Origin of the sequence: Roseibium sediminis, assembly GCF_008711325.1 — a bacterium.
GTDB classification, from domain to species: Bacteria; Pseudomonadota; Alphaproteobacteria; order Rhizobiales; family Stappiaceae; genus Roseibium; species Roseibium sediminis.
The window spans coordinates 1-1,385 of sequence record NZ_VXDB01000076.1; the positions used below are offsets into that span (position 1 = coordinate 1).

Sequence of the window (1,385 nt, forward strand, 5' to 3'; positions counted from 1 at the left end):
GAGCTATTGTCAAATCTGGTGTCCAGGCGAGCGTCATGCGGCGGCTTGATCTTGGTTTGATGGCTTGATGCCGTTGATGAAGTCGACGTCTTGAATGACGTCTGCGAGATGATGGAAGCCGCGTAATTTACGCCAGCTTTTTTCGGCACATTGTCCGAGTTTGAACATCATGTTCAACATGCCGTCCCGGCTGAGGCACCCTTTGGTGCGCTTGGTCCGATGCCGGATCGTGGCGAAGGCGCTTTCAATTGGATTTGACGTTCTGATGCTCAACCAATGCTGGGCGGGAAAGTCGTAGAAGGTCAGCAGCTCGTCCCGGTCCTTGATCAGGCATTCAGTGGCCTTGGGGTATTTTGCTTCGAAGCTCTCAACGAACAGATCGAATGCAGCATGGGCATCCTCGCGGGTTTCAGCCTGCCAGATGTCATGCAGCATCTTCCTGGCCTTGGGTTGGGTACGTTTTGGAAGGTAATTCAGGACGTTGCCGGATTTGTGCATCCAGCAGCGTTGCTGTTTGGTGGTCGGGTAAATTTCTTCCAGCGCCGCCCAGAACCCCATGGCACCGTCACCCGTGGCCAGTTTCGGAGCGTTGAGACCACGGCTTTTGAGGGCGAGAAGCACCTCACGCCAACTCTGGGTGCTTTCACGAACGCCGTCTTCAATGGCCAGAAAATGCTTCTCTCCCCGTGCGTTGACGCCGATCACAACGAGGACACAAAGTCGGTCATCAGCCCCCCGCAGGCCGCTGTAAATACCATCTGCCCAAATGTAGACCCATTCATCGCGGCCCAGATCCGCTTTGCGCCAGTCCTCGTATTCGCCCGCCCATTGGCTCTTCAGGCGAGAGATGGTGTTGGCAGAAAATCCAGCGGCGTGCGGGCCGAGAAGCACCTTCAGCGCTGTGTCCATCTCGCCTGCGGAAATGCCCTTCAGGTAGAGCCAGGGCAGCGCGGCTTCGATAGATTTGGCCTTGCGCACATAGGGCGGAACAAGCGCTGAACGGAATGTCACCGGCTTGCCATCCTTGGCCCGAACTTTCGGAACTTTGACCGTGACCGGCCCAATACCGGTTTGAACGGCCCGCTCCGGGTGATAGCCGTTGCCAACAACTGCCGCCCGCCCGTCTGATGTGCGGCGCTCGGCAAACGCGGCCAGAAAGGCGTCGCGTTCAGCTTCAACGGCAGCTTGGAGCAAGTCCCGAGCCCCTTTGCGAAGAAGATCAGTCAACGGATCAATAACTGCGTCTCGACGGGTAAAATCGATGATGGTAGCTTCGTCCATGGTGGTGCGTCCTAAAATGGTTGGTTGGATGTGTAGCAACGCCAATCCAACCAGATGCACCGCCGTCATTCAAATCCCACAAACACCAGATTCAGTCATAGCTC

Annotated in this window: 1 protein-coding gene; it reads right to left on the reverse strand. The window is 56.5% G+C overall.

Annotated features, from left to right (window positions below; all coding sequences use genetic code 11):
- Nucleotides 1-33: 33 nt before the first annotated feature.
- Entirely contained in the window at nt 34-1,281 is a 1,248-nt protein-coding gene (locus tag F0155_RS23105) for an IS256 family transposase (RefSeq protein ID WP_150526919.1), read from the reverse strand.
- Nucleotides 1,282-1,385 lie beyond the last annotated feature (104 nt).